Below are 7,616 nucleotides of genomic sequence, written 5' to 3' on the forward strand. Positions count from 1 at the left end.
ATTGCCGCGACCCAGGACAAAGAAGGTGCCGTTGCTCACTACTTGCACACACAACTGGACGCCAAAACCCTGACATTGGTGGGCTTACAAGAGCATTTCCAATTGCTACAACGACCTCCCATTCGGCAGGTGAACGTCACCCAACACGAACTCTCCAGCTATGACCAACTCCTCAGCCCCCGAGTTAGTGACACCCCCCATCAGCCCTTACCAGAGCCTCAGTCTTTACCTCAAGCAACTGCACCTCTCCCATATGCTGGCTCAGTGGGAGGAACTCGAACAACAGGCGATGCAGGAAGGATGGTCGCACGCCCAGTTCTTGCTGGCACTGTGCGAATTGGAGGTGCAACACCGCTGGAATACCCGACTCAAGCGCGCCCTCAGCGAGGCCCAACTGCCAAACGCAAAAACCCTCTCCAACTTTGAGTGGAGCCATATCCCGAACTTCAATCCGGCTCCACTGATGAACCTGGCGGATGACCCAGGGTGGTTGGAGCGGGGGGAGAACTGTCTGATTTTCGGGGCTTCAGGGGTAGGAAAGACGCATCTAGCCAGTGGTGTGGCCCGTCGTATGGTGGAGTTTGGTAAACGCGTCAAGTTCTTTCCATCCCTCGCCCTGGTACAGTCCCTCCAGCAAGCCAAACTCAATCTAAACCTACAAGCGGCCCTCAAGAAGCTGGACCGCTTTGATTTGCTCGTGCTGGATGATTTGGGTTATGTCAAAAAGTCCGAAGCAGAAACCAGTGTCCTCTTCGAGTTGATTGCCCACCGTTATGAGCGCAAAAGCTTACTCATCACGGCCAATCAACCCTTCAGTGCCTGGGATACCATCTTTAGCGATTCCATGATGACGGTCGCCGCCGTAGACCGTTTAGTGCATCATGCCTTGATTGTGGAAATCAGAACCGATAGCTATCGCAAACGGGTAGCAACGAACCGTTCTAGTAAGTCTGCCTCCTAGCTTTCTCATAGCGTGTGTCTGGTAAAAGCGATCCTACAGGGTCGTTGAGTCCTGCTGCTGTCCCTACGATCTGATGTTGTCGTCGCGATCCGAAATTGTCGTCGCGATCTGATGTTGTCATTTCGATCCGAAATTGTCGTTGCGATCTGATGTTGTCGTTGCGGTCTATGTCTTTAACCCGTCAACTCTGCTGTCGCGACACCTCAACCCGCTTGACATTTGATACCGGGGAGAATCTTTCATAAAACATAGGGTCTTCGCCGTCGCCGCGCACTATAGGTTCACCGTAGGAGTTGATCCTCTCGATGGTGCCAGACCCACAACGGGTGAGGACGCAATCCCCAACCTGGAAGGATGGATGGGTCATGCTGCTTGCCTCCGCACCTCTTCGGCAAACCCTTCCACAGATTCCCTGATTGCATTCTTATCTTTATTGGAGGTACAAGTTTGCCATGCGGTTCGATATTCATCTGCAATATCTGGGGGCAAACCCTCGAAAGATGGGGAGTTGGGGGCTGTATCCACGATTTGTAGATCAGTAGGATCTTGATCTGATCGAATCGTGGATACGGGGCTAGAAAGCTTCTGCTGTGCAGCTTTGAGCAGCTTAGCTCTGACAGGACTAATCTCTAAATTGACGCAATAGAAGCGATCTGACTGCTCACCGCGTCGTCCTGGTCTGGCAACTTCCAAGGTTCCATTCTTCTTTTCAATGTCCAGTTTCCCCAATAGTTTGTTGCAGATGTCTACTGGAGTCTGTCCTGGCTTGATTTGAAGCCGTAACCAGTAATGGATTTCGTTAGCGTAATAAAGCGCTGCCTTTTTAACCGCGATCGCCCGTGGATCTTGGTTGCTGTATCTTTGGCCGTCGAGCAGGTTTAACACGCCTGTTTTGGCCAGAAACCATGCTCTAACGTAGTTTTTAGGTAAGCGATGGATGGGGCGAATGGAACCCTTTAGAATACCCTCTGCCATCTTGCGCTCGAGTTCCTTGGTAGCCTCAAGGTTTTCAGCACGAGCTTGGAGGGATACGCCACGCCGCATTGAGCCGAAGTCTTGGAATAGGATCTGATAGCAATCCTCTGGGTCGTCGAAATCGATGCCGGGGAATTCCTCACGTAACAGCACTTTCTGCGCAACGATCCGCACCTCTAGCGATGCCTCATGGGAATCTAATGTTTTCTGTGCCCATTTGGGAGTGTGTTCGTCGAGGAGCCGGGCTTTTGCCATCGTTGCGGCATCCTCCCGCCAGATTTCTTCTTGTACGTCCTTCCACAGTTCAATAATGTGGCTGTCCTTGCCTATTTTTACGCACTGGACCCTATGCCCTGCCTTCTCCAGTCGTCGAACAAGAGCATCATGGGCGATCGCCTTTTGCGCCCCCATGACGGCCTTAGACTCCGCCACGTACTCTAATACTGCTGCTTCTATTTGCAGTAAATTCTCATCCCTGCGTTCGGAAGCTTCCAGGACTTCACCCAATGAGTACAGGCCGCTGATCGCCCGCAGATTAGTGTTTAGTCGTCGTTGAATGGTACGTGGGTTCATTAGAAATTCATCCCCACTGGCCATAATGAACTGAGGAACGAAGATGATCCGGGGCACTGGTGGACGGTAACGACCAAGCATCTGCATGTGGGCATCCGTGTCCAATGCCGGGAAATATCCCCATACCTTACTGAAATAAGCATTCTCTATAGAGAAGCTTCCCTCAATGCTTACCCCTGATTTGGCAGAAGGGGACAAAATCAGCACATCCGGTTTATGTTGCTGTAGCCAATCATCGGGAGAATCAAAGAATGTCCTGAATTCCCCTTTCTGATTGGTTTCAGAGTCAATCCGCACCACTTTAAGAGATGGGTAAAGCCGTTGGATCGATTTGTCCATCCTTCGGCCTTCCCGTTGAGAAGAGGTGACAATGAGATGGCGATCGCTCTTTACTGCCTGTATTAGTCGTGCTCGATAGCCACTAGGCTGGTTAGTGTAGACGGTACAATCCCACGATTGCCCCTGTTTCTGGTGGCTGACAACTCGCACCTGGGGGAGTCCAGAAATCTGCTGTAGGAAACGCACTGCACGGTCGGGGATGCCATCTTCAGATGCCACGATCGCCCCTGTCTCGATGGCATGACGCGCTGCTGCTGCTAAGTGCTCAAAAACTGTTTGATAACGGCTGCCTAATGTATCTCCTGCTGTCAGATCGTGAATAACTTGATTTGCCTCATCAAACACCAGCAGCACGGGCCGATCCCAAAACCAGAGGGGGATTTTTGGCAGAGAATGACCGCACATTACTATGCCGCCCTTGTCCTTTACCTCCTCCCACAATTGCCGGGTGTCAATGCCTTTTTGTGGGTCTTTATCGTCGTTGATATGGGGTAGCCCCCAGTCAGTTGACGTTTGCCCCCCCAGGTTGTTGATCGGAGTAAGTACCAGGACATTCCATCCCGCCGCGATCGCCCATTTAACCCAGTCAGTCCCTACACGGGTTGTTTTCCCGGCATTCATCGAAGCAAAGATTACATGAAGCATCCCCTGAATCAATTCGGGCAACTCAGGCATATACTCGCCTTCTGTTGCTCGTTCGACGGCATAGGTAAGTTGATTTAGTCGGTCAATGGTGGCGATCGCCATTGCTACCCGTCCGTATTTCCGGTAGTCATGCAGCGACGGGGCATCCTTCACCACGGAGTTAAACCACACTTGGCCCTGTTCACCTTTCCCGGCGATCGCATCGTCGATACCTTTGCCATCGGTGGTAGACCACATCAGTACAGATACCTGACAGCCTACCAACTCCAGGGCAGCTCCTAACTTCAATGCCTGGGTGCGTACATCCCTTTGGGTTTTGGGCTTTTCGTCCTGGTCGAAAGCGATTTTGATCTTGCGGCTTGGTGTGGCAAAGTGGGCGATCGCCTCATGCAGCTCCGGTGAACCTTTGCGATGCCAGCAGGCAATACCGCGTAGAGCAATAGTGGGCAAGCCTTTAGCAGTCATGGAAAGGGCTTTTTTCAGACCTTCTGTGATACCTATGGGCAAGTTGCAGCGCAGCCAGCACTGCCAGAATGTTTCACTCTCTAGAGGCGTTACCTTGTGCAGCCGATAGAGTTCCTGAGCTGTTTCCTCATCCACATGGGGTAGGATAGGCAGTGCTTCACATTTGGGAGGGGTTTCGTATTTGATAGTTTTGATTCTGCCGTTTTCCAGAACCTTCCTGGGTGCGAACGGCTTCATGTAGACCACCTCGCCCCTGCTGCCATCCAATCGGCATCCGTGCGCGTACCATGCGCCCTCCTGCAAAAACTCATAGCGGGCCATCATGCGAGTTGCCGGGGCCGTCACATAGACGCTATTGCCCTGAACCTGGGTAAGGGAATTCTCTAGCAGGATTTCGATCGCCTCATCCCCTGCTGTGATCTTCACGTTTGCCAGAGTGAGCCGATCTGGAATAGCGCTCTTGCGGAACTCTTCTAGAACTGTGGGGTAACTCACTTCGCCCCCCCCTTGATTGCCCGCTCCGTCAGCCAGGTCTTGAAGATTCGGGTTGCAGCCGCAGGCGAAAGCCCGTAATAACAACTGTGCCGTTCCAGCCAGTATTGTTGCTCTGACTTACTTGGGCGTTTTGCGATTAGCTCAAAGAAGCCGACTAGCGCGAGGTATTCCTCGAGGAGGTATTCGTGACGCTTGTTGCGTAGGGTGCTCATACTCGCCCCCCTTCCAGCACGAAACGGGCCAAGACCTCAAAGGATTGATCCTCGATCCACAACGCCCAATCCACGGCCAGCGATCGCTCATGGCTGTAAGGAAGTAAGGTCAAAACATCAATCGAGTCAGCAGCGATCGCCCGACGAGCGGATACAGGCGAATTCACCACCGACCCGTTCAGGGTAGTGGTGCTCATTTATGCTGCCTTTTGTTGTTCGGGGTTAGATTGTTGCTGCTGCTGCCGTTGCTCTGCCTGCCACTGCTGGAACCGGGCAATCAGACGACGTTCCCGGCGATCGGGATACCCGCCGCGCTTGCTTTTGGCTAAGGCATATTGGGCTTGCTTGATCCAACGGGTTCTATATTTAGCGTTTTTGGATCCGCCGCCACTATTCTTGGGGGGAGTTACAAAACGATCGACATTAGCTAAACTCATAGTTAACGCCCCCTCCATCGGGGCATTAGTAAACGTTAATCAAGAGCGACTTCGATCCGGGCCTGCCAGCTTACGCGTCGAGTCGCTTTTTGATTTTTGGACTTTGAGGGCGATCGCCTTATGCTCCGGGCCTGCCAGCTTGCAGCATTGGCGATCGCTTAATTCAAGATTAGGTCAGGTGTAGAAGATCTATACCCCCCTAGTTTGGGCACAAACTATAGCTTCGTCGTTTTCCTCCCTGATTCGATCACTACAAGACTTTTGCCGTTTGAGTAGCAGGCGTTAAGCCTCCCTCCGCGCTTTAGTTCGACTTGCCATTTTCTCATGGCGTCCATGCACTGGCCGAACAAAACATCTCTGATAACTTTTCTTCGCTTTCGTGCCGGAACGCTGTCCTTTGCACGGTGAGCTCCTACTTCAAGACAGATCTTAATTAGTTCAAAGGAGGCCGGGGTAGCTATGGGATCATAGGGGTTTTCCTTTGACTCAAAGCATTTATTCAACCCTTGGATCTGCTTAGCCAGTCGATCAGCTGTCTCTCGTTTCCCTTCAGGCTTCCTTAGACTCTCTAGCCTTAAGTCACACTCAATCCCTTCCTTGACCAGTACTCTCCAGTGGCCTAAAGCATGGTTGTAGGGCAAAACGTCGAGGCATTCAAACTCTTCGCAGAAATTGTAAATCTCCTTCAGTAAGTCAAATAGGGTATGAAAAATTTCTCCTATCGGCTTGATAGCCTTCATTTGCCAATCAGAGAAGATAGGAAGTTTTTTGCTGACGTACCCTTGAAAACTGAGAAACCATAGGAGCGAAAGAGCAAACGATTCACTTCCGTTTGCCATTGCTAGAGCGTCCCCGCGTAGCATAATCGGTGGAAGCGATGTTCCCTTAGTCATTTCTGACACAAGCTGGATAACTTCGATTGCTTCTGGGCTTTGCTTAACCAAAGGCAGACTATAACCGGAATTTGCCCGCTCGACTTTCAGCGTTCTCACTTGATCTGCTATGGCGATCGCCGTCATCCCTATGTCACCTCCTGAAAACTATCTCTAGAGCCAAACTGTTCTAACTATTAGGTTGATGGGTGCGATCGCCCCTTTATCGGTTGATCTTGAATATAGCTTCTTTTTTCTAATTTCCGAAGGCCAATTCTAAATAATTTTTAATAACTGTATTGAATTACAATACAGTCATTGCAGGCACTTCAGCTAAATCAACTCTCAACAATTTTTTGAATTAGTTGCTTCCAAGCTATCAGTTAAGTACCTAGCGTTGAAATTAGCTAATGTCTGGGTTTAGCTAATGGCGATCGTTCCCTTACGATTACCTCTTCAGTTTGAGAATCCGTTCCACTGATACCTTGATGTTGGAAAATGCCAGCGGAGAGATAGATCCGCTGTTAATTTCTTGCACCAGCCCATACCTGCCCTTTGACGGTGTCCGATGAACGACGAGAACTTTGGACCTGAGGTCAACGACCCAGTATTCCTGAATTCCTGCCGCCGCATAGAGTTTGGCTTTCGGGTCAAGGTCTTTCTCCAAGCTGGTGTCTGAAAACTCAATGAGTAAGTAGACCTCCTCAGGCTGGGGATGCCGTTCGTCGTAAACCTCCCCTAGCTGCTGAACGATCGCCAGATCCGGTTGAGGCTCTGAGTCATTCTGGGGAATGGTTATGGGATGCCCCTCCCGTACTTTAGCTTGACCTTGCAGTAGGTCACGAAGATAATCCCCCGCATCGCTACTGAAACCAGCATGGGGAGCACCCTCACTCGGCATTTCAATCAGTTCTCCGTTCAACAACTCGACGCGCCGATCATCTAATGCCCCCGCCGCAATCATCTTGTGGTAGGCATCGACGCTGAATTTTGCAGGTATGAGGGTATTCATTAGCGATCGTCCTTACTTCTGTTCCCCACTGGGTTGCGCCCATTGGGGATTTTTTTCTTTCTCTGCTTTTACCGCAGCTTCTAACAGGTAATTGCAAAGGTTGGCCAGAGCCCGCCCTTCATACTCTGCCCATTTCTCTAAATCATCCCCGACGCGATCGGGAAGAGTTACCTGAATTTTGCGCGGCATAACAGGTTTCGCTGCTTTGATCACCAAGATCCTACCTCCGATAAGCTGGAACTGTTAATTCTACACTTACTGATGTTTTCAATACAGTTGCAATACAGTTATTACTATGCTAACACTGTATCCAGGGATGGCAATAGCTGACAGAGGGCGGCAACACCCGCCAGATCCCTAAAAGCTTTCAAAAATCCATCAAATTCACATCTGATAAGGAGTTAAGCCCGATATGCCTATTCAAACCCCGCAAGCGGCAACCCCTCGCACCCGCCAGCGACTGACAGAAGATGCCACCCCCAACCAATCTCTGCCCATTGGCTTTGATATTGGGAATGGTGCTGCAAAGCTCTATTCGGGCCTGGGCATGGTGCTGCAAGAAAGTTATGTGCTCTATCTCCCAGAGCCCGCCACATTCGCCAATCAGGGCTACGTGGAATACCTAGAAGG

Annotated in this window: 8 protein-coding genes; 2 read left to right on the forward strand and 6 right to left on the reverse strand. The window is 50.8% G+C overall.

All coding sequences use genetic code 11. The features are described 5' to 3' along the window. Positions 1–160 precede the first annotated feature (160 nt). Positions 161–961 carry an IS21-like element helper ATPase IstB gene (gene istB / locus NDI52_RS34390; RefSeq protein ID WP_348257163.1) on the forward strand — a complete coding sequence of 267 codons (801 nt, stop codon included), beginning with the start codon at positions 161–163 and terminating at the stop codon, positions 959–961. A 363-nt stretch (positions 962–1,324) separates the two neighbouring features. On the opposite strand, the gene NDI52_RS34395 is transcribed toward istB, so the two are convergent. The 6 genes from NDI52_RS34395 to NDI52_RS34420 form a co-directional block, all read right to left on the reverse strand. After that, positions 1,325–4,537, reverse strand: a complete 3,213-nt coding sequence (locus NDI52_RS34395; protein ID WP_348257164.1) for a DUF3854 domain-containing protein — start codon at positions 4,535–4,537, stop codon at positions 1,325–1,327. A gap of 124 nt (positions 4,538–4,661) precedes the next feature. Continuing rightward, positions 4,662–4,862, reverse strand: coding sequence for a hypothetical protein (locus tag NDI52_RS34400; RefSeq protein ID WP_348257165.1), 201 nt, complete (start codon positions 4,860–4,862; stop codon positions 4,662–4,664). After that, positions 4,863–5,102, reverse strand: a complete 240-nt coding sequence (locus NDI52_RS34405) for a hypothetical protein (protein WP_348257166.1) — start codon at positions 5,100–5,102, stop codon at positions 4,863–4,865. It abuts the gene before it with no gap. Between the two features lie 215 nt (positions 5,103–5,317). After that, complete coding sequence (locus tag NDI52_RS34410; RefSeq protein WP_348257167.1) at positions 5,318–6,121, reverse strand: hypothetical protein; 804 nt, start codon at positions 6,119–6,121, stop codon at positions 5,318–5,320. 301 nt (positions 6,122–6,422) lie between these two features. Next, the gene (locus NDI52_RS34415) at positions 6,423–6,986 is read right to left on the reverse strand and encodes a Uma2 family endonuclease (protein ID WP_348257168.1); all 564 of its coding nucleotides are present in this window, start codon (positions 6,984–6,986) and stop codon (positions 6,423–6,425) included. Positions 6,987–6,998: 12 nt separating this feature from the next. Next, complete coding sequence (locus NDI52_RS34420) at positions 6,999–7,175, reverse strand: hypothetical protein (RefSeq protein WP_348257169.1); 177 nt, start codon at positions 7,173–7,175, stop codon at positions 6,999–7,001. 223 nt (positions 7,176–7,398) lie between these two features. Here NDI52_RS34420 and NDI52_RS34425 point away from each other — a divergent pair. Next, on the forward strand, positions 7,399–7,616 hold a 218-nt coding region (locus NDI52_RS34425), incomplete at its 3' end, for a hypothetical protein (protein WP_348257170.1).

Origin of the sequence: Leptolyngbya sp. PL-A3 (assembly GCF_039962325.1) — a bacterium.
Lineage (GTDB): Bacteria > Cyanobacteriota > Cyanobacteriia > Elainellales > Elainellaceae > Vacuolonema.